The 21785-nt window shown below is 68.6% G+C and carries 20 protein-coding genes; 11 read left to right on the forward strand and 9 right to left on the reverse strand.

Going from position 1 to position 21785, the window contains the following annotated elements:
- Window positions 1–4: 4 nt before the first annotated feature.
- From IAI58_RS04935 to IAI58_RS04945, 3 genes are all read right to left on the reverse strand, one after another.
- The gene (locus IAI58_RS04935) at window positions 5–1606 is read right to left on the reverse strand and encodes an ABC transporter substrate-binding protein (RefSeq protein ID WP_207448522.1); all 1602 of its coding nucleotides are present in this window, start codon (window positions 1604–1606) and stop codon (window positions 5–7) included.
- 156 nt (window positions 1607–1762) lie between these two features.
- Window positions 1763–2227 (reverse strand): Lrp/AsnC family transcriptional regulator, encoded by a 465-nt coding sequence (locus IAI58_RS04940; RefSeq protein ID WP_207448524.1) that lies wholly within the window; start codon window positions 2225–2227, stop codon window positions 1763–1765.
- Window positions 2228–2316: 89 nt separating this feature from the next.
- Window positions 2317–3447, reverse strand: a complete 1131-nt coding sequence (locus IAI58_RS04945) for a type III PLP-dependent enzyme (protein WP_207448526.1) — start codon at window positions 3445–3447, stop codon at window positions 2317–2319.
- Between the two features lie 600 nt (window positions 3448–4047).
- Between IAI58_RS04945 and IAI58_RS04950 the strand changes: the two genes are divergently transcribed.
- From IAI58_RS04950 to IAI58_RS04960, 3 genes are all read left to right on the forward strand, one after another.
- Entirely contained in the window at window positions 4048–5430 is a 1383-nt protein-coding gene (locus IAI58_RS04950) for an esterase-like activity of phytase family protein (RefSeq protein WP_207448528.1), read from the forward strand.
- 136 nt (window positions 5431–5566) lie between these two features.
- Window positions 5567–6082, forward strand: coding sequence for a GNAT family N-acetyltransferase (locus IAI58_RS04955; protein WP_207448530.1), 516 nt, complete (start codon window positions 5567–5569; stop codon window positions 6080–6082).
- 109 nt (window positions 6083–6191) lie between these two features.
- A complete protein-coding gene (locus tag IAI58_RS04960) occupies window positions 6192–7286 on the forward strand; it encodes an SMP-30/gluconolactonase/LRE family protein (protein WP_207448532.1) in 1095 nt (364 codons plus the stop codon).
- Between the two features lie 133 nt (window positions 7287–7419).
- Here the strand turns inward: IAI58_RS04960 and IAI58_RS04965 are convergent, their stop codons facing one another.
- The gene (locus IAI58_RS04965; protein ID WP_207448534.1) at window positions 7420–7788 is read right to left on the reverse strand and encodes a hypothetical protein; all 369 of its coding nucleotides are present in this window, start codon (window positions 7786–7788) and stop codon (window positions 7420–7422) included.
- A 29-nt stretch (window positions 7789–7817) separates the two neighbouring features.
- Here IAI58_RS04965 and IAI58_RS04970 point away from each other — a divergent pair, with 29 nt between their 5' ends.
- Together IAI58_RS04970 and metH are read left to right on the forward strand one after the other, a co-directional pair.
- Window positions 7818–8771 (forward strand): ArsR/SmtB family transcription factor, encoded by a 954-nt coding sequence (locus IAI58_RS04970; RefSeq protein WP_207448536.1) that lies wholly within the window; start codon window positions 7818–7820, stop codon window positions 8769–8771.
- A gap of 17 nt (window positions 8772–8788) precedes the next feature.
- Window positions 8789–12289, forward strand: a complete 3501-nt coding sequence (gene metH, locus IAI58_RS04975; protein WP_207448538.1) for a methionine synthase — start codon at window positions 8789–8791, stop codon at window positions 12287–12289.
- A 39-nt stretch (window positions 12290–12328) separates the two neighbouring features.
- Here the strand turns inward: metH and IAI58_RS04980 are convergent, their stop codons facing one another.
- Window positions 12329–13192: a manganese catalase family protein gene (locus IAI58_RS04980; RefSeq protein WP_207448540.1), complete on the reverse strand. Its 864-nt coding sequence runs from the start codon at window positions 13190–13192 to the stop codon at window positions 12329–12331.
- A 188-nt stretch (window positions 13193–13380) separates the two neighbouring features.
- Here IAI58_RS04980 and IAI58_RS04985 point away from each other — a divergent pair, with 188 nt between their 5' ends.
- The 3 genes from IAI58_RS04985 to IAI58_RS04995 are packed head-to-tail and all read left to right on the forward strand — an operon-like array spanning window position 13381 to window position 15625.
- Window positions 13381–14268 (forward strand): cation diffusion facilitator family transporter, encoded by an 888-nt coding sequence (locus IAI58_RS04985; RefSeq protein ID WP_207448542.1) that lies wholly within the window; start codon window positions 13381–13383, stop codon window positions 14266–14268.
- A gap of 8 nt (window positions 14269–14276) precedes the next feature.
- Window positions 14277–15053 (forward strand): energy transducer TonB, encoded by a 777-nt coding sequence (locus IAI58_RS04990; protein WP_207448544.1) that lies wholly within the window; start codon window positions 14277–14279, stop codon window positions 15051–15053.
- Between the two features lie 14 nt (window positions 15054–15067).
- The gene (locus tag IAI58_RS04995; protein WP_207448547.1) at window positions 15068–15625 is read left to right on the forward strand and encodes a cob(I)yrinic acid a,c-diamide adenosyltransferase; all 558 of its coding nucleotides are present in this window, start codon (window positions 15068–15070) and stop codon (window positions 15623–15625) included.
- 3 nt (window positions 15626–15628) lie between these two features.
- Here IAI58_RS04995 and IAI58_RS05000 read toward each other — a convergent pair whose 3' ends face one another.
- Window positions 15629–16291, reverse strand: coding sequence for an exopolysaccharide biosynthesis protein (locus IAI58_RS05000; protein ID WP_207448549.1), 663 nt, complete (start codon window positions 16289–16291; stop codon window positions 15629–15631).
- A 155-nt stretch (window positions 16292–16446) separates the two neighbouring features.
- Here IAI58_RS05000 and IAI58_RS05005 point away from each other — a divergent pair, with 155 nt between their 5' ends.
- Window positions 16447–17061 carry a DUF1194 domain-containing protein gene (locus IAI58_RS05005; protein WP_207448552.1) on the forward strand — a complete coding sequence of 205 codons (615 nt, stop codon included), beginning with the start codon at window positions 16447–16449 and terminating at the stop codon, window positions 17059–17061.
- A gap of 61 nt (window positions 17062–17122) precedes the next feature.
- Window positions 17123–17938 (forward strand): tetratricopeptide repeat protein, encoded by an 816-nt coding sequence (locus tag IAI58_RS05010; protein ID WP_207448554.1) that lies wholly within the window; start codon window positions 17123–17125, stop codon window positions 17936–17938.
- Between the two features lie 12 nt (window positions 17939–17950).
- Here the strand turns inward: IAI58_RS05010 and IAI58_RS05015 are convergent, their stop codons facing one another.
- The 3 genes from IAI58_RS05015 to IAI58_RS05025 form a co-directional block, all read right to left on the reverse strand.
- Window positions 17951–18577, reverse strand: a complete 627-nt coding sequence (locus IAI58_RS05015) for an MrcB family domain-containing protein (RefSeq protein WP_207448556.1) — start codon at window positions 18575–18577, stop codon at window positions 17951–17953.
- A gap of 9 nt (window positions 18578–18586) precedes the next feature.
- Entirely contained in the window at window positions 18587–19294 is a 708-nt protein-coding gene (locus tag IAI58_RS05020) for an RraA family protein (protein ID WP_207448558.1), read from the reverse strand.
- A gap of 82 nt (window positions 19295–19376) precedes the next feature.
- On the reverse strand, window positions 19377–19808 hold the full coding sequence (locus IAI58_RS05025) for a hypothetical protein (protein WP_207448560.1): 432 nt from the start codon (window positions 19806–19808) through the stop codon (window positions 19377–19379).
- A gap of 166 nt (window positions 19809–19974) precedes the next feature.
- Here IAI58_RS05025 and lepA point away from each other — a divergent pair, with 166 nt between their 5' ends.
- The gene (gene lepA / locus IAI58_RS05030; RefSeq protein ID WP_207448561.1) at window positions 19975–21780 is read left to right on the forward strand and encodes a translation elongation factor 4; all 1806 of its coding nucleotides are present in this window, start codon (window positions 19975–19977) and stop codon (window positions 21778–21780) included.
- The last annotated feature ends 5 nt before the right edge of the window (window positions 21781–21785 follow it).

Genomic DNA, 21785 nt, shown 5'->3' on the forward strand with positions numbered 1-21785 from the left:
GGTGTCAGCGGTTCGCCGCGCTGGAGGAGGCCGGGCGCACGTCCTGGGCGCGGGTGAGTTCATCCGCGCGGGCATCGTGTGCCAGGTTGGGCTTCATTGCCCAGACGTTCTTCTGGATATGGATAGGCATCACGCCGACATCCTCCATGGTGATGCGGGTGGCTTCCTGCAGCAGGGCCTCACGCTTGGCGTCGTCCAGCTCGGAGAGTGCGGCCTCGAGCTTGGCATCGGCCTCGGGGTTGCTGTAGCGGCCGCCATTGGAGCCGCCCCAGCCCTTGTCACGCGTCGGCGTCGCCGTCAGCGAGCGGAGGGGCGAGGAGGCCTCGGCCGAGGATGTGCCCCATCCGGCCAGGAAGGCGCCGAATTCCTGCTTGCTGCGGCGGGCCACGAAGGTGGTCCAGGGCGATGCCTCCACATTGGTGGTCACGCCGATGCGCGACCACATCTGGCCCACCGCCTGGATGATGCGCGCATCGTTCAGGTAACGGTCATTGGGGCCGGCCAGGGTGATGCGGAAACCGTTGGGATAGCCGGCATCGGCCAGCAGCTTCTTCGCCACGTTCACGTCGGGCTTGGCGGGCACGAGATCCGGCACATAGCCGAAGGTGCCGGGCGGCAGGAACTGGGCGGAGGGGAGGGCGCTGCCTTCCATCACGCGCTGCACGATGGCGTCGCGGTCGATGGCGATGTTCAGCGCGCGGCGCACGCGCACGTCGCGCAGCGGGTTGCGCGGCAGCGGCTTGCCGTCGTTGTCGAAGAGATAGGGGCTCTCGCCGTCACGGGACTGGTCGGTGCCGAGATAGATGATCCGCAGCCCGTCCTTCTCGCTCAGCTTCACGCGGCTCTCGCGGCGCAGCCGGGCGATGTCGTTGGTCGGCACCTGGTCGATCATGTCCACGTCACCGGCCAGCATCGCCGCCATGCGGGCGCCGTTGTTGGTGATGATGCGGTAGCTGACCGTCTTCCAGGCCGGCTTCGGGCCCCAGTAATCCTCGTTGCGTTCCAGTTCCAGCCGGTCGCCGGAGCGGAAGGAGACGTAGCGGAAGGGGCCGGCGCCGATGGCGACCTTGCCGGAATTGAAGTCCTCGGTCGCCGCGCCCTCATGCGTCTCCTTGTCGAGCATGGTGACCTGGCCCAGGTCGGTCGGCAGCAGCGGATAGGGGCCATCCGTCTTCAGGTGGATGGTCAGCGGATCGATGATTTCGACGCCCTTCACCGCGCGGGTGTAGATGGCGTAGCTGGAAGGGCTGTTGGGCACGGTCGCCGGGCGGGCGATGCTGAAGGCCACATCCTCGGCGGTGAAGGCATTGCCGTTGTGGAACTTGACGTTCGGCCGCAGCTTGAATTCCCAGGTATCGTCCGAGATCGGCTTCCAGCTTACCGCGAGGCCCGGCTGCAGCCGGCCATTCGCATCGAAGCCGGTGAGCGCGCCGAAGAGCATTTCTGCAACGGCGTAATTGGGTGACAGCGCATGGTACTGCGGGTCGAGCGAGGTGACCTGAGCTCCCACGGCGATGGTGACATTCTGTGCCCGGACCGGCTCGGAGAAGCCGATGCTCAGCGCCGAAACGGCGGCCAGAAGGGCCACCCTGCTGCAATGCTTCATTCTATCCCCCAGAGGCTGCCGCCTTTTTATGGCCATACTGTAGCAGCCGGGTAATATCATCGCCAGTTCAACGTGATTTTATAAGAAAGTGACTTAACCTTTTCCTCCCTGCTGAAACCTTTGGCAAGGTCGGTGAAGATCCGCCTGCGGAATGGGCTATTCCTCAGTCGCCTCGGCGACGGGCAGGATCGAGGTCTCCTTGGCGGAGCCGATGGCGAGGATGGTTTCAGTCCTCAGCACGCCCGCATGGCCACGCACCGTATCGGCCACGAAGCGCTCCACTGCCGCCAGATCAGGCAGGCGCAGCTTCAGCAGATAGGTCCAGCCGCCGGTGATGCGGTGGCATTCCAGCACCGGCTCCGCCGCGCGCATGGCTGTGCGGAAGGCGGTTTCCTCCCGTCCTGGTTGCAGGTCCACGAAGACGAAGGCCAGCATCGGGCAGCCGATGGCCGCGGGGTCAAGATCGGCGCGCCAGCCGCGGATCGTGCCACGCTCCTCCAGCCGCTTCACCCGTTCCGCCGTGGCGGAAACCGAAAGGCCGGCGACCTTCGCCAGCTCAGCCAGTCCAGCCGCTCCGTCCTCCTGCAATGCAACGAGGATGTTCCGGTCGATTTCGTCCATGGCGGGAGATTATCCGGCGTGCTGGCTGCTTGAAACAGAAAAGGGCGGAGAGGTTTCCCTCTCCGCCCCCGATCATCCTTACGGACGGATCAGATGTAGTGCTCGGCTAGCGGCGCGAAGCCGTTGAAGCCCTGGCTGGCATAGGTGGAGACATAGGCTCCGGTCGCCAGCAGCTCCACCCGGTCGCCGCTGTCGAGCGCCAGCGGCAGGCGGTAGTTGGACTTCTCATACAGCGTGTCCGTGCTGTCGCAGGTCGGGCCCGCGATGGTCACGGGGCCGTCCGGCCCGCCGTCATGCGGCGTGCGGAAGGCGTATTTGATGGCCTCGCCCTCCGTCTCCGCCAGTCCGCCGAAACGGCCGATATCCAGATAGACCCAGCGCACCGGGTCATCCTTGGCCTTCTGCGACACCAGCACGACCTCGGAGGAGAGCACCCCCGCGTCGCCGACGATGAAGCGGCCCGGCTCCACCACCATCTGCGGCAGCGCGTTGCCGAAAGCCTGCACCATGGCACCCATGATGGCATCGCCGATCTCGCCGATCTCCGGCACCTCGGAGCGGTAGCGCACCGGGTAGCCGCCGCCGATATTGATCATGCGGACATTCACGCCGGCATTCTTCAGGTCGGTGAACAGCAGCCCCACCTTGGCGATCGCGGCCTCATAGGCCTCGGTGCGGGTCTGCTGGCTGCCGACATGGAAGGAAATGCCGAAGGGGTCCAGGCCCAGCTCGCCCGCCAGCACCATCAGCTCCTGCGCCATCTCGACCTCGCAGCCGAACTTCTTCGACAGCGGCCACTCGGCACCGACATTGCCGACGAGGATGCGGCAATAGACCTTGGCGCCCGGCGCGGAGCGGGCGAGCTTGCGCAGCTCCGCCTCGGAATCGAAGGCGAACATGCGCACGCCGGCCTCATAGGCCGCCTTGATGGCGCTCTCCTTCTTCACCGTATTGCCGTAGGAGATGGCATCCGGCCGGGCGCCGGCGCGCAGGCAGGCCTGCACCTCCTCCCAGGAGGCGGCGTCGAAGGACGAGTCGAGCTCCACCAGCCGATCCAGGATCGGGGCGGCGGGATTGGCCTTCACCGCATAGTAGATGCGCGCGAGAGGAAGGGCGGCCTTCAGGCGCCCGTAATTCTCCGCGACGCGGTCCACGTCCACGATCAGGCAGGGCGTCGCCGGCATGGCGTCGCGCAGGAAGCGAGAGACCTTCGGGGTCATCGCACCACCTCCACTTCAGAGAATGTGAAGGACCGGCCCCGTGTGATCGGGAACAGCCCCAAGTTGACGAAACGGTCGAACGAACCAGCGACCAGAGAGAGGCCGGATCGGGCTTGCGCCTGTCACCGGGGTTGCCAGAACGCTTGACGTCGTTGCGTAAACCTTTGGCCGGTCTTGCCGGCCTGGGGCCTAGAGGCACGTGCGTACTGCGTCTGAGGCGGCATATAGAGATCCCGTCCGGGGGGCGAAAGAGCTTTTGAGGGCAAGGGGCCGGTTTTTTTCCGCATGCCTACCCTGCGGGGCCGGAAACTTACCTTAGGCCCGGCGGTGACACAGGCCGCCTCGGGTGTGAAAGCCCGGCTTCAGGAGAATTCCTCCTCGCCCGAATCGGCAGGCGGGCCGCCAGGCCGTTCAGCTCAAGGTCTGTCCGATGGATGCTCCCGCCAGGCGCGGTGCGGCGGCGGCCCCGGCATTCCGCCACCCGCCGATGGCCGAGAGGGGGGTCGAGCGCCAGGTGACACCATTCGGTCATCGCTCCGTCAGGGGAGGGTAACACCGCCGCTGTAACTGCCCGGCATCCATCCACCGGGAGATCGCAGCATGCGCGTCCTTCTTCTTGCCGCCACGGCCCTGATCGCCTGTGCCGGCACGGCCTCCGCCGATCAGCGCGTCGAGGCGAGGCTGGCCGGCCACGCCGTCCTGCCCGCCCTGACGCTGACGCCCCCGCCCGCCGACGCGCCGCCCGATGCGCGGGTCTCGGGCAAGTTCACGGGAGGCGCGCGAAACGACCGCCCCGGCAGCATCCCCTCCGCCACCGGCCCGGCGCCGAATGGCCGCCCGACCGGCCTGGCCTCCCCCTTCATCGGCCAGCCGGTGCAGGGCTTCTCCGGCATCAAGCCGGTGGCGGGCGAGGCCGGCGCCTATTGGGTGCTGACCGACAACGGCTTCGGCAACAAGCGCAACAGCGGCGATGCGCTGCTGATGATCCATAAGCTCCGCCCGGATTTCCGTGCGGGGGCCGAGGGCGGCAAGGTCGTGGTGGAGCGCACCATCTTCCTCTCCGACCCCGAGCGCATCATACCCTTCCGCCTCAGTTACGAGGGCACCGAGGCGCGCTACCTGACCGGGGCGGATTTCGACCTGGAGAGCATCCAGCCCATCCAGGGCGGTGGCTTCTGGCTCGGCGATGAATTCGGCCCCTTCCTGATCCAGGTCGATGCCGGGGGGCGGGTGCGGCAGGTGGTGGAAACCCAACTGGACGGCCAGGTGCTGCGCGGCCCGGACCATCCGGCGCTGTCCCTCGGCGCGACGCCCACCGCCGGCGCCGATTTCCGCGTCCGCCGCTCCGGCGGCTACGAGGGCATGGCCATGCTGCCGGATGGCAGCCGCCTCTGGGCGCTGCTGGAGCAGCCCCTCTTCGCCCCGGGTTCGGACCGGGCGGAAGGCGAGTTCATCCGCATGCTCGAATTCGACACCGCCAGATCCGCCTGGACCGGCCGCAGCCTGAAATACCGCCTGGAACAGGGCGCCACCGCCATCGGCGACTTCAACTTCATCGACGAGCGCCGCGCCCTGGTGATCGAGCGGGACAATGGCGAGGGCGATCCCTCCCTGGCCTGCGCCGACGGCAAGGCGCCGCCTGCCTGCTTCCACGCCCCCGCCCGCTTCAAGCGCGTCTACCTGATCGACCTCGGGGCCGCCGATGCCGAGGGCTTCGTGAAGAAGCTGGCGCATATCGACCTGATGGACATCCGCGACCCCGAGGGGCTGGCGCGCCAGCGGGGCGACCGTGCCGCCAATGTCCCGCAGGACCGCTTCGGCTTCCCCTTCTTCACCATCGAGGATGTGGCGATGGTGGATGCCGAGCACATCATCGTGGCGAATGACAACAACCTGCCGGGCAGCGCCGGCCGCCACCTGACCCGCGCGGATGATAACGAGTTCATCCTGCTGCATGTGCCGGAGCTGCTGAAGGCCCGCTAAGGCGCGGGTTGGACGGGCGGCGGGCCTTGCGGTCGCTGCCCGTCACCCTTACCCCTGGAGCAGGGCCGCGGCGATTCGTGGCCCGGCGCCGCCCGGCTCGGGGCGGTTCCCTGTCCAGCGTGGTGGAGACCCCCGGATGATCCTGCGCGACGCCACTGCCGATGACCTTCCGGCCATCGTCGCGATCTATGCCCATCACGTGCTGACCGGCACCGGCACCTTCGAGGAAACGCCGCCCGACCAGGACGAGATGGCCCGGCGCCTGGCCCGCGTGCAGGACAGTGGCTGGGCCTGGCTGGTGGCCGAGGATGAGGGGGAGGTGAAGGGCTATGGCTATTTCGCCGCCTTGCGGGACCGCTCGGCCTATCGCTTCTCGGCCGAGGATTCGATCTATGTCCGTGACGACGTGCGGGGTCAGGGCGTCGGCAAGAGCCTGGTCGCGGCACTGGTCGCGCGGGCGGAGGCGGCGGGCTTCCGGCAGATGTTCGCCGTGATCGGGGATTCCGAGAATGTCGGCTCCATCGGCCTGCATCTCTCGCTGGGCTTCAGGCAGGTCGGGCTGCTGCGCTCGGCCGGGCTGAAATTCGGCCGCTGGCTGGATGTCGTCTACATGCAGCGGCCGCTGGGCGCCGGGGACCGCACGCTGCCCTGATCACCCCGGGCCGCGGCGCTCCGCAAGGCGTGTAGCACAGCGGCGCCGCCTGACATGCCAAGCTTCCGCCACCTGGCGCGCCCATGACGCCGGGAAAAGGGAGAATGACATGATGCATCAGGTGACGACGGGACGCCGTGCGATGCTGGGGGCCTCGGCGCTCATGGCCATGGCGCTGCCGGCCGCGGCGCAGCAGGGCGCCGGGCGCGATTACGGCCCCGGCGGAGCGCCGGTCCGCTACCCCGATGCCGATGTGGTGGCGCTGGACCCGAAGCGCTTCGCCGCCAGGCTGGGCAATAGCCGCATCCAGCGGATCTATACCGGCCTGGGCTGGGCCGAGGGTCCTGCCTGGAACGCCAATGGCCGCTTCCTGATCTGGTCCGACATCCCCAATGACGAGTGCCTGCGGATGACGGAGGAGGACCGCCATGTCTCCCGCCGCTTCCGAAGCCATTCCGGCTATTCCAACGGCAATACCTTCGACCGGGAGGGAAGGCAGATCGCCTGCCGCCACTATTACCGGGACGTGGTGCGCTACGAGCCGGACGGGACGGTGACCGTGTTGGCCGCGCGCGGCCCTGACGGCCTCTTCAACGCCCCCAACGACGCGGTGGTGCATCCCGAGGACGGCGGCATCTGGTTCACCGACCCCGGCTATGGCGGCCTGATGGACTACGAGGGCAACCGGCTGCCCGAAGCCGCGAATTCACCGCGCCCGCTGATCAAGGAAGCGGTCTACCGCATCGATCCCGGCAGCGGGCAGGTGGAGAAGGTGGCGGACCAGCCCTTCAAGCCCAATGGCCTCTGCTTCAGCCCGGACTACCGCACCCTCTATGTCGCCGATACCGGCATCAGCCACTACCCGGAGGCGAAGAGCATCATCTGGGCCTTCGACGTGCAGGGGAAGCAGCTGACCAATCCACGCACCTTCTGTTCCATGGAGATGGACGGCAAGACCGGAATGGGCGACGGCATCCGCTGCGACGAGGCCGGTAACCTCTGGGTCGGCGCCGGCTGGGTGGGCGATGGCTATGACGGCGTGCATGTCTTCGCTCCCGACGGCCAGCGCATCGGGCTGATCAAGTTGCCGGAGATCTGCGCCAACCTCTGCTTCGGTGGCACGCGGCGCAACCAGCTCTTCATGTGCGCCAGCCAGTCGCTCTACGTGCTGCCGGTGGAAACGCGCGGGGCGCATTTCTGCTGAAGGGCCAGCGGAAGGCCGGGGCGGCGGTGGAACCGCCATGCATGAAAGCCGCTCAGTGGTAAGGTCTGGCCTTTGACGGAGGCAAACTCGCAAAAAGAAGAAGGGGGTCTGGGGGAACTCATTCCCCCAGCCTTCATCCCTCTGCGCGGAACCGCGCCGATATCACGTTGTCCTGCTGCAGCGCGGCCAGGACGGCCTGGCGGCCTGCATCCGTGACGGCCAGTGCCACGATCTCCTTGAACCAGGGTGTCTCGCCGCGCATGCGGGCCAGGAAGAGCCGGTCCAGCGCGATGGCGGCGGGACTGCGTGGCTGGCAGCAGGCGCAGCCGATCGGGTGCGCCGTGGCCGCCGGGGTGGCATAGCGTTCCACCCGCGCCGTTCCGGGGGGCAGGGCAGCGCCATCCTCGGCCAGCACCACGGCGCCGGGCGGCGCCTCGGCGGCATGCGCCAGCAGGCGGACAGGAGTGCGGGCGTCGAGCGACCAGTTCATGACACTAGACATAAAGATGTCTTTATGTCATCCGCAAGGCCATGGAGCCCCTGCTCACCCAATTGCGTGCCGCTGCCGAACCGACGCGCCTGCGCCTGCTGGCCCTCTGCGCGCGTGGCGCCTTCTGCGTCAGTGAGTTCTGCGCCATCCTCGGCCAGTCGCAGCCGCGCCTGTCGCGCCACCTGAAGCTGCTGGTGGAAGCCGGACTGCTGGAGCGGCTGCAGGAAGGCGCCAATGCCTATTTCCAGCTTGGCCAGGATGGCGGGCTGGCCCGGCAGCTGCTAGCGCGTCTCCCGGAGGATGACGCCACCATCGCCGCCGACCGCCGTGCCAGCGCCCGTATCGCCGCCGAGCGCGCCCGCGTGGCCAGCGAGAGCTTCCGCCGCCATGGCGCCGACTGGGACGAGATGCGTGGCCTGGGCCTGCCGTCGCCGGCCATCGAGGCGGCACTGGTCGGGCTGCTGCCGAAGCGGTTGGGCCGCGCGGTCGATATCGGCACCGGCACCGGCAAGCTGCTGGACGTGCTGGCGCCGCGCGCGGAGGCCGTGCTGGGCCTGGATGCCAGCCGGGAGATGCTGGCGCTCGCCCGCGCCCGCCTGGCCGAGCGCGACATGCCCAATGCCAGCGTGCGGTTGGCCGATATGTACCGCCTGCCGCTGCCCGATGCCGGCTTCGACCTGGCCACGCTGCAGATGGTGCTGCACTACGCCGAGGACCCCCAGGCCGCCCTGGCCGAGGCCGCGCGCGTGCTGAAGCCTGAGGGGCTGCTGGTGGTGATCGACCTCGCCCCGCATCAGCGGAGCGAGCTGCTGACCGGGCTGGCGCACCGCTGGCCCGGCTTCGACGACGCGGCGCTGGCTGGCTGGCTGGGTGCCGCCGGCTGCGCGCCGATGCCGCCGGTGGAGGTCGCGGGGCCCCTGGCCGTGCGGCTCTGGCCGGCCCGGCGCCTGGCGGCACCGGTCGCCGCGCTCCCCGAAACGTCCCTGAACTTCTGAAGGAAGGCCCTGATCTGATGGCCCGTCCCCACCTGCTCGATGCCCTGCGCGACCGTGTTCTGCTGTGCGACGGTGGCATGGGCTCGCGCGTCCAGGCCCTGACGCTGGAGATCGAGAAGGATTTCTGGGGCAAGGAGAACTGCACTGAGGTCCTGAACCTCTCGCGGCCCGAGCTCGTGCGGGAAATCCATCGCGGCTATTACGAGGCCGGGTCGGACATGGTGCTGACCAACAGCTTCGGCGGCTCGCCCATCACGCTGGAAGAATTCGAGCTGGGCAGCCGGGCTTTCGAGATCAACAAGCTCTCGGTGGAACTGGCGCGCGAGGCGGCGGAGACCTTCGCCGATGGCCGCGACCGCTGGGTGATCGGCGATATCGGGCCGGGCACCAAGCTGCCGAGCCTGGGCCATATCGACTACGACACGCTGGAAGCGGCGCTGGTCGAGCAATGCCGCGGCCTGATCGCCGGCGGCGCCGATGCGCTGCTGACCGAGACCAACCAGGACACGCTCTTCATCAAGGCCGCCGTGAACGCGGCCAAGATCGCCAAGGCCGAGGCCGGCAGCGATATCCCCATTTTTGTCCAGGTGACGGTGGAGACCACGGGCACTTTGCTGGTGGGTTCCGATATCGCCGCCGCCGCGACCGCCATCCATGCGCTGGACGTGCCGCTGATCGGGCTGAACTGCGCGACGGGCCCGCAGGAAATGGCGGAGCATGTTCGCTGGCTGGCCGCCAACTGGCCCGGCCTGCTCTCCTGCCAGCCCAATGCCGGGTTGCCGGAGCTGGTGGATGGCAAGACGCATTATCCGCTGGGCGCCGCCGAGATGGCCTCCTGGATGGAGCGCTTCATCAGTGAGGACGGCATCAACCTGATTGGCGGCTGCTGCGGCACCTCCACGCCGCATATCCAGGCGCTGGATGCCATGCTGCGCAAGCGCGGCGGCGCGGCGCTGCGCCCGGCGCCGGTGGCGCGAAAGTCCTTCTGGGTGCCCTCGGTCGCCAGCCTCTATGGCCAGGTCTCGCTGCGGCAGGAGAACAGCTACTTCTCCATCGGCGAGCGCTGCAACGCCAATGGCTCCAAGGCCTGGCGGGAGCGGCAGGCGGCGCATGACTGGGACGGCTGCGTCGCCATGGGGCGGGAGCAGGTGGGCGAGGGTTCCAACTCCCTCGATATCTGCACCGCCTTTGTCGGCCGTGACGAAATGGGCGAGATGAATGAGGTGATCCGCCGCTTCACCGGCAGCGTCAACGCGCCGCTGGTGATCGATTCGACGGAAACGCCGGTCATCGAATCCGCCCTGAAGCTGCATGGCGGCAAGCCCATCATCAACTCGATCAACTTCGAGGATGGCGAAGGGCATGCGACCGAGCGCCTGAAGCTGGCCAAGAAGTTCGGCGCCGCCGTCATCGCGCTCACCATTGATGAGGTAGGCATGGCGAAGACGCCGGAGGACAAGCTCCGCATCGCCGAGCGGCTGGTGGATTTCGCCTGCAACAAGCACGGATTGCCGCAGAGCGACCTGCTGATCGACCCGCTGACCTTCACCATCGCCACCGGCAACGAGGACGACCGCAAGCTCGGCCTCTGGACGCTGGAAGGCATCCGCATGATCCGGGAGAAGTTCCCGGACATCCAGATCATCCTCGGCCTGTCCAATATCTCCTTCGGCCTGAACCCGGCCTCGCGTCACGTGCTGAACAGCGTCTTCCTGGACCATGCGGTGAAGGCGGGCATGACCGGCGCCATCGTGCATGTCTCCAAGATCAAGCCGCTGCACAGCATCCCGCCGGAAGAGGTGAAGGTGGCGGAGGATCTGATCTTCGATCGCCGCAGCGAAGGCTACGATCCTTTGCAGAAGCTGCTGGAGATGTTCGCCGGCCGCAAGGCGGCGGATTCCGCCAAGAAGGTGAAGGCGGAGACGGTCGAGGACCGCCTGAAGGACCGCATCGTCGATGGCGACCGCAAGGGCCTGGATGACGAACTCGCCGATGCGATGGCCAAGGGCTTAAAACCGCTCGACATCATCAACGGCATTCTGCTGGAAGGCATGAAGGTCGTGGGCGAGCTGTTCGGCGCCGGCAAGATGCAGCTGCCCTTCGTGCTGCAATCGGCCGAGACCATGAAGGCCGCCGTCGCTTATCTGGAACCGCACATGGAGCGCGTGGAAGGCCAGGAGAAAGGCACCATCGTGCTGGCCACCGTGCGCGGCGACGTGCATGACATCGGCAAGAACCTCGTCGACATCATCCTCACCAACAACGGCTACAAGGTCGTCAATCTCGGCATCAAGGTGCCGCTGAACGACATGATCGCCGCCGTGCAGCAGCACAAGGCGCATGCCATCGGCATGTCCGGCCTGCTGGTGAAGTCCACGGTGGTGATGAAGGAAAACCTCGAGGAGATGTCACGCCAGGGGCTGGAGGTGCCGGTGCTGCTGGGCGGCGCCGCGCTGACGCGCAATTTCGTCGAGGATGACTGCGTCAACGCCTATTCCTCCGGCCGTGTCGCCTATGCGCGGGATGCCTTCGACGGCCTGCACCTGATGGATCGGGTGATGGGCAGCGATTTCGACGGCTATCTTGGCACCTTGCAGCAGAAGCGCGCCGGCAAGTCCCGCAACACCACCCGCGTGCTCGGCACCGCCGACCCGCGCGGCTTCGCGCCCGTGGACCTGAACTACGCCCAGGAACGCCGCCGCCGCCTGACGGCCGATGAGCCGGTGCCGGTGCCGCCCTTCTGGGGCAGCCGCATCCTGCAAAGCGACCCGAAGGCCGTGGTGCCCTTCGTCAACGAGCGCTCGCTCTACCAGTTCCAGTGGGGCTTCCGGAAACAGGGCCGCAGCCTGGAGGACTTCATCGGCTGGGCGAAGCAGGAGCTGCGCCCCGTGCTGAAGCGGATGCTGGCCCTGTCCGAGCAGGAGCAGATCCTCAAGCCTCAGGCCATCTACGGCTACTGGAAATGCGCGGGGCAGGGGAATGACGTCATCCTCTTCGAGGAGGACGGCATCACCGAGGCTTGCCGCTTCACCCTGCCGCGCCAGCCGAAGCAGGATGGCGACTGCATCGCCGACTTCATCCGCGATATCGAGGATGGGCCGGAGCATCGCGACGTCATCGGGCTGCAGGTCGTGACCGTCGGCCAGAAGGCCAGCGACATGGCGCGCGACTGGTTCGAGGCCAACCGCTACCAGGACTACCTCTACCTGCACGGCCTCTCGGTGGAGATGGCGGAGGCCATGGCGGAATACGTCCATAAGCGCATCCGCGCCGAGCTCGGCTATGCCGGTGAGGATGACCGCGACATGGAGAAGATGCTGGCGCAGAGCTATCGCGGCGGCCGCTATTCCTTCGGCTATCCCGCCTGCCCGCGGCTGGAGGATCAGGCGCCGCTGCTGAAGCTGCTGGGTTCCGACCGCATCGGCGTCTCTATCAGCGACGAGTGGCAGCTGCACCCGGAGCAATCCACCAGTGCCATCGTGCTGCACCACCCGCGCGCGAAATACTTCTCGGTCTGAGATGAGAAAGGCCGGGGGATCGCTCCCCCGGCCCGTCGGTCAGATCTTGCCGATCTGCTCGGCCTGCGCGCCGGACCCTTCGCGGGCCGGACCCAGCACCGGCTCCTCGCCCAGCGGCATCGACTGGATGACGCTGAACTGGCCTTTGCCATCCATCGAGGGGCCAGAGGTGTAGCGCCCCTCCGGCGGCGCCTCGCCATTCACATGGGTGCCCATATAGACGTAGCTGAATTCCTGCTTCTCCAGCGACTGGTCGAAGCTGTTCGGCACCGGCAGGGCCTTCGTACCACCCAGTTCCTCGATCGCGGCCAGCCATTGCTGCTGGTGCATGGTGTCGCGGGCGATCAGGAAGCTCAGCATGTCCTTCATCCCGGGGTCCTTGGCCGCGTTGTAGAGGCGCACGGCCAGGGTGCGGCCTGTCGCCTCGGCGGTGACATTGGCGAACATGTCGCCGGCCAGATTGCCGCTAGCATAGATATGCGAGCAGTCGAAGGGAATGCCATCCGAATTCACCGGCATCGCCGCGAGGCCGGAGGAGAGGATGTGCTGCTGCAACATGCCTTCCACCACATGGCGTGGGCGCTCGCCGCCCATCACGGCATTCACCACCGGGCTTGCCGCGGCCGCGGTTTCCTGGAGCGTCAGGGGCGCATTCTCCAGGTTCAGCGCGACGGCGGTGGCCAGCATCTCGATATGGCCGATCTCTTCGGTCGCGGTATGCAGCAGCATGTCGCGGTATTTGGTATTGGGGCCGCGGGCACCCCAGGCCTGGAAGAAATACTGCAGGCAGACGCGGATCTCGCCCTCCACGCCGCCGATGGCCTGCTGCAACTGCCGGGCGAAGAGCGGGTCCGGGGTCGTGACTCTCACGGGGTACTGGAGCCGCTTGTCGTGGAAATACATGCTTTTCTGTCCTCCGTTGTTCACTGAGCTACCAACGGGGTGGAGAAGCCTTCTCGACTGGGATGGTTCCAGAAGCGCATGGCTGCTCACGGATTTGTCCAGGGCAGGCTTGACATTTTTCCGGTTGCCGGCCGCATGCCCTCCGGTCTTAGAAGCGGCACCGGACCTGCAGCATGGGATAAGAGCAGATGGACCGTGCGGCGAGGCTCGCAACGGGAAGCGTGGTTGTGGCCCTGGCGGTGCTGGCGCTGAAGGCCTGTGCCTGGTGGGTGACCGGCAGCGTCGCGCTGATGGCCGATGCGCTGGAATCCGTCGTGAATGTCGCCGCCGCGCTCGCCGCGCTCCTGGCCGTGTCCTTCTCCGCCGTGCCGCCGGATGCCAACCACCCCTATGGCCATGCCAAGGCGGAGTATTTCTCGGCGGTGCTGGAAGGCGCGCTGATCATCGTCGCCGCGCTGCTGATCCTGAACGAAGCCTGGGGCGCCTGGTTCGAGCCGCATACGCCGGAGGTGCCGACCCTCGGCCTCGCCATCTCGGTGGTCGCCACGCTGGGCAATGCCGGCTGGGCCATGGTGCTGCGGCGCCATGGGCGGCGGCTGCGCTCGCCGGCGCTGCTGGCGGATGCGCGGCACCTGATGGCGGATGTCGTCACCTCCATCGGCGTGGTGGTCGGCGTCGCGGCGGTGGCGCTGACCGGCATCCTCTGGCTGGACCCGCTGCTGGCGGCGCTGACGGCGGTGAACATCCTCTTCTCCGGCTGGCGGCTGCTGCGGGAGAGTGTGGGCGGGCTGATGGACGAGGCGGTGGAGCCCGGCCTGCTGGTGCGGATCCGCGCGCTGATGTCGCAGGAGGGGGAGGGCGCGCTGGAGATGCACGACCTGCGAACCCGCCATGCCGGCCGCACCACCTTCGTCGAATTCCATCTGGTGGTGCCAGGGGAGATGACGGTGAGCGTGGCGCATGAGATCTGCGACCGTATCGAGGCGGCGCTAAAGGCCGAGCTCGGCAGCGCCGTCATCACCATCCATGTGGAGCCGGAAGTGAAGGCCAAGCACCAGGGCGTGCTGGTGCTGTGAACCGCCCGGTGCCGTCGCGAGGGCCGGGCCTGCTGCGGGTCTGGGCCTGGCTGGCGGCACTGTCGCTGCATGCCGCGGTGCTGGCGGCGCTGCTCTTCCCCTGGCCGCGCGATCGGGTGCCGCCCCTGGTGGTGGAGGCGGTGCCGGTGACCTTCGCGGTGCTGCGAGGGCAGGAGGAGGAAGGCGCACCGCCGCCGCTTCCCGCACGGGCCGGGCCGGAGGCTGAACCCATGCCGGCCGAGCCCGCCGCTGCCGGGGATGGGGAAGCCACGGCGCCGGCCCCCCCCGCAGCGCCCGAGCCGGCCGCGCCGCCCCAGCCGCAGGCCGCGGCGGCGGAACTGCCACTGCCACTGCCAGCCCCGCCCATGCCCCCGGCGCCACCCGTGCCAACCCGATCCTTGCCCGCCTCACCCGCGCGCCCCGCGCGGCAGGCAGACCCCCCGCCGGCCACGCCCCCGGTGCGGCTGGGTGCCGGCGCGGCGCTGGCCCTGGCGCCGCCCGCGCCGGAGACACGGGCCGCCCGCGCCCGCGACGTCGCCTGCAGCGATGCCACCGAATATCCGGAGGCGCTGCGCCAGGCCGGCATTGGCGGCGATGTGGCGCTGCGGCTGCGGCTGACGGACAAGGGCCATGTGATCGAGGCGAGGGTGGTGGAGAGCAGCGGCTATCCCCAATTGGATGAGGCCGTCAGCCGCAGCGTCCGCCGATGCCGCTTCGACCCGGCGCTCCGTGACGGCGTGCCGGTCTGGAGCAACCTGACCTGGCGCGTCACCTTCCGCCCCTGATGGGAGCCTTTGCCATGGTTCGTCTGGATATCATCACCACCCGCGGCGGCGATGCCGGGCAGACCTCGCTGGGGGATGGCAGCCGCGTGGGCAAGGAAAGCCTGCGGATCGAGGCGATCGGCGTGGTGGACGAGGCCAATGCCACGCTGGGCCTGCTGCGGCTGCACACGCTGGGCCAGCCGGAGGATGCGATGCTGGCGCGCATCCAGAACGACCTGTTCGACCTCGGCGCCGATCTCTGCATGCCGGGGGAGGGGGGCGATGGGCGCCTCCGCATGACCGACCATCAATGCGCCCGGCTGGAGGCGGAGGTGGCGGAGATGAATGCCAGCCTGCCGCCGCTGCATTCCTTCGTGCTGCCGGGCGGCACGCCGGCGGCGGCCTTCGCGCATCTGGCCCGCACCACCGCGCGCCGGGCGGAGCGGGTGGTGGTGGCGCTGGGCGCGGCGGAGCCGGTGAACCCGGTGGCCATCCGCTACCTCAACCGGCTTTCCGACCACCTCTTCGTGCTGTGCCGCCGGCTGAACGCGGGGGCGGATGTGCTCTGGGTACCCGGGCAGACCAGCGGCTGAGGCTCAGAAGAGCCAGGTGAAGGCGGCCATCCCGAAGAGGCAGATGACCGCCAGCACGGCGCTGGCCAGCAGGCAGCCGGCGATGGTCAGGCCGACGCCCCAGGCGGTCACGCGGCTGTCCTGCTCCACCACGCCCAGCGCCATGACGATGGTGCCGAAGGCAGGGGGGCCGTTGGTGCCGGGACCCGGCAGGATCAGCATCAGCGCGGCCCAGACGGTCAGCCATCCCACCAGGCGCTCGCCCAGCGGGCTGGTGAACCAGCCCGGGCGCGGCCGCAGGAAGCGTTCCACCCGGCGCAGCCCGCCGGAGGAGGCGGAGGCCAGCCGCAGCAGGTCCGAGCGCCGCACCGTCCGCTGCGCCATGATGGCGGGCAGGCGCGGCTTGCGCAGCCCCAGCCCCATCTGCGCCCCCAGCACCAGCATGGGCAGGCCGAAGACGCTGGCCATGCCCGGCAGCAGGCTGGGCAGGCAGAGCAGCAGGATCAGCAGGCCGAAGGCGCGTTCCCCGAAGGCATCGGCCATGTCGCCCAGGCTGATCCGCTCCCCGGGAAAGGTGGCGGCCACCTCCGCCACGATGCGGGAAATAGGGGCGGTTTCGTCATGGGCGATCCCCGGCACAGCCTCCGTCGCGGCAGGAGGCGGGGCCGGCGGCAAGTGGTCGGGCATCAGGCTCGGCATCCTCTGGCGCGCTGGCAATCAGAGGAAGATAGGGGGTCCGGCCCTCACAATGAACCGCCCGCAATCTTTTGCAGCAAATCCATGCCTCCCACGCGGGGCGCGCGCGTCCCATCTTCGCGGCGGGATCTGGAGGGAAGAGCGGGATGCGGGCGGTGGACCTGGCGCTGTGCCTGGCGGTGGATGTCTCGGCCAGCGTGGACTTCGACGAATTCGGCCTGATGGTGGGCGGGCTGGCCGAGGCCTTCCGGCAGGAGCGGATCATCCAGGCCGCCACCGCCGGGCCGCGCGGCGCCATCGCGGTCTCGGTGCTCTTCTGGTCCGCGCGGCAGGAGGTGGCGGTGCCCTGGATGCGCATCGCCGATGCCGCTGCCGCCCATGCCCTGGCCGATGCCCTCGATGCCAGCCCGCGCCTGCCGCCCCCCGGCGCCACCGCGCTCGGCCTGGGCATGGCGGCCGGGTTGGCGCTGCTGGGCGGGCTGGAGGCGGAGGCGGAGCGGATGGTGCTCGATGTCTCCGGCGACGGGCGGCACAACCAGGGTCCGGCGCCGGGGGCGGTGCGGGACCTCGGCGTCAATGCCGGGGTCACGCTGAATGGCCTGGCCGTGCTGAACGAGGAGCCGGAGCTGCTGGCGCATTACGAGGCCGAGGTGATCGGCGGCCCCGCTGCCTTCGCGATCAGCTGCGCCGACTACGCCGATTTCGCCGAGGCCATCCAGCGCAAGCTCTTCCGCGAGATCCGCGGCGGCATGGTGGCCTGATGTTGAGAAGGACTCGCAATAAACTGGACGCGCGGTGCCGCCCTGGCTAAGCGAGCCGGCTATGTTCCACCGCCAGGCCCCGGCGCCCGCGCCGCTTCCGCCCGTCACCCTCGTCGAGATCCGCGCCGCCAGCGCGGAGCAGCTGGCCGCCGCCTTCGCCGGCCCGCCGGAGGAAGCCGCGCGCTGGATCGCCGCCGCCGCCCGCGCCGGGCATCTGGAGGCCATGCTGCTCTACGGGCAGATCCTGGCCGATGGGCGCGGGGTGCGGCAGGACCGCGTCAGCGCCCTCGGCTGGTTCCGCCTGGCGCATGAGGCCGGGGATGTGCGCGGCACCAACATGCTCGGCCGCTGCCACGAGCTGGGCTGGGGCACGCCGGTCGATTTCGCCCAGGCCGCCGTCTTCTACGCACAGGCGGCCGAGCGCGGCCATGACTGGGCGCAATACAACCTGGCCGGGCTCCATGCCCGTGGCGCCGGGGTGCCGGAGGACCGCGCCCGGGCGCTGGAACTCTTCCGCGCCGCCGCCGCGCAGGGGCATGCCAAATCCCTGACCGTGCTGGGCCGCTTCCTGGAGGAGGGATGGGAAGGCGTGCCGCGCGATCCCGCCGCCGCCTACGCGCTCTATATCCGTGCCGCCCGCGCCGGGGATTTCCGCGCCCAGTTCAACCTGGGCACGCTGCTGGCCGAGGACGGGAGGCTGGAGGAGGCGCTGGACTGGTTCCGCCGTGCCGCCGGGGCGGGCTCGCCGGATATGCTGGCGCATCTGGTCCGCAGCCTCTCCGCCCGCCCCGAGCCCGCCCTGCGTGGCCTCGCGGCCGAGGTCGCGGCGCGGCGCGACTGCCGGGCTGAGCGGCGCCAGGGCGGACAAGCCCCCTAGGCCCCGGATGGCCTATGCGCCGGCCTGGCGGATGGCCGCGTCCTCGGCGGCGTGGATGCGGCGCAGATGGCCGGCGAAGCGCCGCGCATCCTCCGCCAGCACCGCATCCTCCGGGATCGCCCCCGTCGCGTAGCGGATGGCCAGGACAGAGGCCTGTTCATAGGAGGCGGCCAGGGCCGAGCCGCCGAGCACCAGCGCCTCCACCCCGCGGGTTTCCCGGATGCCTTCCAGCGCATGCCGCCCCCAGCCGCGCAGCCCCGCCATCTCCTCCGGCGGGCGCGGGCGGAAGCCGCCGGGCCCCCAGGTGGTGGAGCCATGGGCCAGCGACAGATACAGCCCCTGGCCCGAGGCCTCGAAGAGATAGACGCAGTACCATCCATCCCGCGCCTTGGGGGAACGGGCACGGGAGAAGAAGCGCACCCAGGGCGTGGCGGTCTTGGACCCCAGCCCGTCGCGCCCTTCGACCCGCAGATCCAAGCCATAGGGACCCATCGCCGCCGACAGCGCCGCGTGATGCGCCAGCAGGGCATGCGGCAGCACCTGGCGGATGAAGCGGCCCCGGCGCTGCATGGCCGGCGTATTGGCCGGGCTATAGGCAGGCTGCAGCGCCAGGATGGTCTCGATGGCGTCCCTCAGCATGCCGTGGGGTCAGTGGATCTCGCTGGACTGCCGCAACGCCTCCTTCAGCCGCGCCACCGAGAAACCGGGCGAGGCACAGAGGTCGAGGATCACCTTCTCCCGCCGCGCGCCGAGGTCGATGGCGGCAGGCAGCTTCGCCACGGCCTCATGCGGGATGACGACGGCGCCATGCCGGTCCGCATGCACCACCGCGTCATGGGCGCAGGCCATGCCGTGGATGGAGACATCCTGCCGGTAGGCGACCATATGGACATAGGCGTGGCTGGGATTCACCACGCCTCCGATGATCTGGAATTCCGGCGCCAGCATGTCGATGTCGCGGAAGGAGCCGTTGGTGACGCATCCCTGGGCGCCCAGCGCCTTGTGGACGGCGGTATGCACCTCGCCCCAGAAGGCGCCGGTGCCGGGGGTATCGTCCAGGTCCTGCAGCACCACGATGGTCGGCATGGCGGCGTCGGCCACATATTCATACCAGCCCGTGCGGATGGCATGGTCCTCGGCGGCGGGGCGGCCGGAGGGGGCTGCGGCGCGCAGGGTGCCGGTGCGGGCCAGGCCGCAGATCGGCCTCAGCGTCACATCCGCTGCCACCATGGGGCGGATGGTGAAGCCATGGCCGCGCCGCTCCGGCACGACCAGTTCCAGCGCATTGCAGATGGTGGGCGTGTCCCAGGCCCGCAGGGCTTCCAGATCGGCCGCGGTGAAGGGATAGCTGGCCATGGTGTTTCCTCGCCTGACGGGGCCGGTTGATCCGGCCGCCAGGGCGAGGATCGCGCTCTCCGCGCGGGCGGTCAAACCCGCTTCAGCGCCGCTGCATCTCGATCCGCCGGCGCTCCTCGTCGATTCGCCGGCGCTCGCGCTCCACCTGCCGGCGCTGGGCCTCCACCTCCTGCCGCTGACGATCCAGCTCGCGCGACTGGCGCTGGCGGTCCTCGATCTGCCGGATGCGCTCATCCTGCCGGCGGCGGTTTTCCTCTGCCCGCTGGCGCCCCTCATCCCCCTGGCGACGCGCATCCTCCCGCTCGCGCCGGCTCTGCTCCTCCCATTGGCGGCGGGCCTGCTCGTCGCGCCAGCGGGCGGCATCCTCCTCGCGGCGCCGCTCATCCTCCCCCTGCCGGCCGGTGGCATTGCCCAGGAAATTGTGCAGAAGCTCTTGCGGCGTCTGGGCCAGGACCATGCCGGGGACGGCCAGGCTGAGGGCGGCCAGCAGGGGCGGCAGGTCTCGGCGACGCATGGCATTTCCCCGCGCGGTAATCGTTGCGCTTCTGTAGGAAGACGCATGAAGGCGGGGTGCAGTTGCCACCATGCTTTGATTCCCTGGGCCGCTTGCCTTATCTGAAGCCCGGATATGCGGTGGATGCTGCCGCGCCAGCCGTCCCTTGTACCACCGCCGGAATCCCATGACCGATACGCCGATCTCCCGCATCCGTAACTTCTCGATCATCGCCCATATCGACCACGGCAAGTCCACGCTGGCCGACCGGCTGATCCAGGCCACCGGCTCCGTCGCGCTGCGCGACATGAAGGAGCAGATGCTCGACAGCATGGAGCTGGAGCAGGAGCGCGGCATCACCATCAAGGCCGCCTCCGTCCGGCTGGACTACAAGGCGAAGGACGGCAATTCCTACGTCCTGAACCTGATGGACACGCCGGGCCACGTCGACTTCGCCTATGAGGTCTCCCGCTCGCTGGCCGCCTGTGAGGGTTCGCTGCTGGTGGTCGATGCCTCCCAGGGCGTCGAGGCGCAGACGCTGGCGAATGTTTACCAGGCCATCGACGCCAACCACGAGATCGTCCCGGTCCTCAACAAGATCGACCTCCCCGCCGCCGAGCCGGAGCGGGTGAAGCAGCAGATCGAGGACGTGATCGGCCTCGATGCCTCGGACGCCGTGGAGATCAGCGCCAAGTCCGGCCTGAACATCGAGGGTGTGCTGGAAGCCATCGTGACCCGCCTGCCGGCGCCCACCGGCGACATCAATGCGCCGCTGAAGGCGCTGCTGGTGGATAGCTGGTACGACCCCTATCTCGGCGTCATCATCCTGATCCGGGTGAAGGACGGCACCATCCGCAAGGGCCAGAAGATCCGCTTCATGGCGGAGGGCACGACCCAGACGGTGGACAGCGTCGGCATCTTCACGCCCAAGATGGTGCCCGTCGACTACCTTGGCCCGGGCGAGATGGGCTACCTGAACGCCGCCATTAAGACGGTCGCCGAGACCAATGTCGGCGACACCATCACCGATGACCGCAACCCGGCGGCCGAGCCGCTGCCGGGCTTCAAGCCCTCCATCCCCGTGGTCTGGTGCGGCCTCTACCCCGTCGATGCCGACGACTTCGAGAAGCTGCGCGAGAGCCTCGGCAAGCTGCGGCTGAACGACGCCTCCTTCCATTTCGAGGCGGAAAGCTCCGCGGCGCTGGGCTTCGGCTTCCGCTGCGGCTTCCTCGGCCTGCTGCACCTGGAGATCATCCAGGAGCGGTTGAGCCGCGAGTTCGACCTTGACCTGATCGCGACCGCGCCTTCCGTCGTCTACAAGCTGAAGATGACGAAGGGCGAGGAGATCGACCTGCACAACCCGGCCGACATGCCGGACCCCTCGCTGATCGAGAGCATCCAGGAGCCCTGGATCAAGGCCACCATCATGGTCCCGGACGAGCATCTGGGCGCGATCCTGACGCTCTGCTCCGAGCGGCGGGGCCAGCAGGTGGAGCTGACCTATGTCGGCAACCGTGCCATGGCCGTCTATCGCCTGCCGCTGAACGAGGTGGTCTTCGACTTCTACGACCGCCTGAAGTCCGTCTCCCGCGGCTATGCCAGCTTCGACTACCAGATGGATGGCTATGACCAGGGCGACCTGGTGAAGATCTCCATTCTCGTGAACAACGAGCCGGTGGATGCGCTCTCCTTCATGGCGCACCGGACGCAGGCCGACCGCCGTGGCCGCGCCATCTGCGAGAAGCTGAAGGAGCTGATCCCCCGCCAGCTCTTCAAGATCCCCATCCAGGCGGCGATCGGCGGCCGCGTCATCGCGCGTGAGACGATTTCCGCCATGTCGAAGGACGTCACCGCCAAGTGCTACGGCGGCGACATCAGCCGCAAGCGCAAGCTTCTGGAGAAGCAGAAGGAAGGCAAGAAGCGCATGCGGCAGTTCGGCAAGGTCGAGATCCCGCAGAGCGCCTTCATCGCCGCCTTGAAGATGGACAGCTAAACAGG

Origin of the sequence: Roseomonas marmotae (assembly GCF_017654485.1) — a bacterium.
Classification (GTDB): domain Bacteria; phylum Pseudomonadota; class Alphaproteobacteria; order Acetobacterales; family Acetobacteraceae; genus Pseudoroseomonas; species Pseudoroseomonas marmotae.

Coding starts and splice junctions, on each gene's coding strand:
- IAI58_RS04965 (WP_207448534.1), bottom strand. CDS start 7,788: ATGTCTAGTGTCATGAACTGGTCGCTCGACGCCCGCACTCCTGTCCGC.
- metH (WP_207448538.1), top strand. CDS start 8,789: ATGGCCCGTCCCCACCTGCTCGATGCCCTGCGCGACCGTGTTCTGCTG.
- IAI58_RS05005 (WP_207448552.1), top strand. CDS start 16,447: ATGCGGGCGGTGGACCTGGCGCTGTGCCTGGCGGTGGATGTCTCGGCC.
- IAI58_RS05020 (WP_207448558.1), bottom strand. CDS start 19,294: ATGGCCAGCTATCCCTTCACCGCGGCCGATCTGGAAGCCCTGCGGGCC.
- IAI58_RS04995 (WP_207448547.1), top strand. CDS start 15,068: ATGGTTCGTCTGGATATCATCACCACCCGCGGCGGCGATGCCGGGCAG.
- IAI58_RS04935 (WP_207448522.1), bottom strand. CDS start 1,606: ATGAAGCATTGCAGCAGGGTGGCCCTTCTGGCCGCCGTTTCGGCGCTG.
- IAI58_RS04980 (WP_207448540.1), bottom strand. CDS start 13,192: ATGTATTTCCACGACAAGCGGCTCCAGTACCCCGTGAGAGTCACGACC.
- IAI58_RS04960 (WP_207448532.1), top strand. CDS start 6,192: ATGATGCATCAGGTGACGACGGGACGCCGTGCGATGCTGGGGGCCTCG.
- IAI58_RS05010 (WP_207448554.1), top strand. CDS start 17,123: ATGTTCCACCGCCAGGCCCCGGCGCCCGCGCCGCTTCCGCCCGTCACC.
- IAI58_RS05015 (WP_207448556.1), bottom strand. CDS start 18,577: ATGCTGAGGGACGCCATCGAGACCATCCTGGCGCTGCAGCCTGCCTAT.
- IAI58_RS04950 (WP_207448528.1), top strand. CDS start 4,048: ATGCGCGTCCTTCTTCTTGCCGCCACGGCCCTGATCGCCTGTGCCGGC.
- lepA (WP_207448561.1), top strand. CDS start 19,975: ATGACCGATACGCCGATCTCCCGCATCCGTAACTTCTCGATCATCGCC.
- IAI58_RS05025 (WP_207448560.1), bottom strand. CDS start 19,808: ATGCGTCGCCGAGACCTGCCGCCCCTGCTGGCCGCCCTCAGCCTGGCC.
- IAI58_RS04955 (WP_207448530.1), top strand. CDS start 5,567: ATGATCCTGCGCGACGCCACTGCCGATGACCTTCCGGCCATCGTCGCG.
- IAI58_RS04970 (WP_207448536.1), top strand. CDS start 7,818: ATGGAGCCCCTGCTCACCCAATTGCGTGCCGCTGCCGAACCGACGCGC.
- IAI58_RS04985 (WP_207448542.1), top strand. CDS start 13,381: ATGGACCGTGCGGCGAGGCTCGCAACGGGAAGCGTGGTTGTGGCCCTG.
- IAI58_RS04945 (WP_207448526.1), bottom strand. CDS start 3,447: ATGACCCCGAAGGTCTCTCGCTTCCTGCGCGACGCCATGCCGGCGACG.
- IAI58_RS05000 (WP_207448549.1), bottom strand. CDS start 16,291: ATGCCCGACCACTTGCCGCCGGCCCCGCCTCCTGCCGCGACGGAGGCT.
- IAI58_RS04940 (WP_207448524.1), bottom strand. CDS start 2,227: ATGGACGAAATCGACCGGAACATCCTCGTTGCATTGCAGGAGGACGGA.